This window comes from Bacillus sp. AFS037270 (genome assembly GCF_002585305.1).
Map to the genome: position 1 here is coordinate 1 of NZ_NUNF01000150.1, position 811 is coordinate 811.

Consider the following 811-nt stretch of genomic DNA (forward strand, 5'->3'; position numbering starts at 1 on the left):
AAACTATTAGCTGGTTTAGTATAAGTGAGTAAATGCATAAACACTAAAACAAAAACACATAAAGGCAAATATAAATAACAATGTTTTGGTAACCTGATATGGCAACAGTCTCAATAAGAAGACAACGAATAAAGCGATGATGGCACCGATGATTGAATCAGCTCCAGAACCATCTAAACCATCTTTTTCGTGTCTTTTTTTATTGTAGGCGAATCCACCATATAACGCTATAAGACCAATCAAAACAGACATTGCACCCAATAAATCCATTATCTCACCCTATTAATAGCGAAACCTTATTTAATAGCTTAATTATACCTAACATAATGTTTTTTGTAACTTGGGGAATTTCACCTTTTTTCAACTAAACTGCTCCGTTAGCACAATAAGAGATCCAATAATAAATTCAAGCTGTGACTTAAAAAACTTGTCGTACACTTTCTAAATTTCTCCAACTTCTATCGTGGTAGAATTTACCTATAGGGGGAGTGTAAATGAATAATACTGTTGGTAACATTTTAAGAAAAATTGGGATTTTCAATATTATTGCAGGAGTTTTTTGTGGATTTTTTTTAGGAAACACCCATAGTTTATTTGACTCTGGTGCAAATTGGACTGTAGTTCTCCTTTGGTCATTAGTTGGGTTTGTCTCAGGCATGACATTTATAGGATTTTCAGAAATTATTTATTTACTGCAAGGTATATACATAAAAATCAATCGAAATGAAAATATCTCTGAAAATGAAGTTAAGGTTAAAGGGAAAGCAGACATTTATAACTCAATCCTTAATAATGATACAAATGTGTAGAG

At 31.8% G+C, this 811-nt stretch carries 2 protein-coding genes; one reads left to right on the top strand and one right to left on the bottom strand.

Going from position 1 to position 811, the window contains the following annotated elements; genetic code table 11:
• Positions 1 to 15: 15 nt before the first annotated feature.
• The gene (locus COD92_RS31430; protein WP_098532486.1) at positions 16 to 270 is read right to left on the bottom strand and encodes a hypothetical protein; all 255 of its coding nucleotides are present in this window, start codon (positions 268 to 270) and stop codon (positions 16 to 18) included.
• Between the two features lie 224 nt (positions 271 to 494).
• Between COD92_RS31430 and COD92_RS31435 the strand changes: the two genes are divergently transcribed.
• Positions 495 to 809 (top strand): hypothetical protein, encoded by a 315-nt coding sequence (locus tag COD92_RS31435; RefSeq protein ID WP_098532485.1) that lies wholly within the window; start codon positions 495 to 497, stop codon positions 807 to 809.
• Positions 810 to 811 lie beyond the last annotated feature (2 nt).

Excerpts from the sequence above, each read along its gene's own strand:
- COD92_RS31435 (WP_098532485.1), top strand. The coding sequence starts at position 495 with ATGAATAATACTGTTGGTAACATTTTAAGAAAAATTGGGATTTTCAAT.
- COD92_RS31430 (WP_098532486.1), bottom strand. The coding sequence starts at position 270 with ATGGATTTATTGGGTGCAATGTCTGTTTTGATTGGTCTTATAGCGTTA.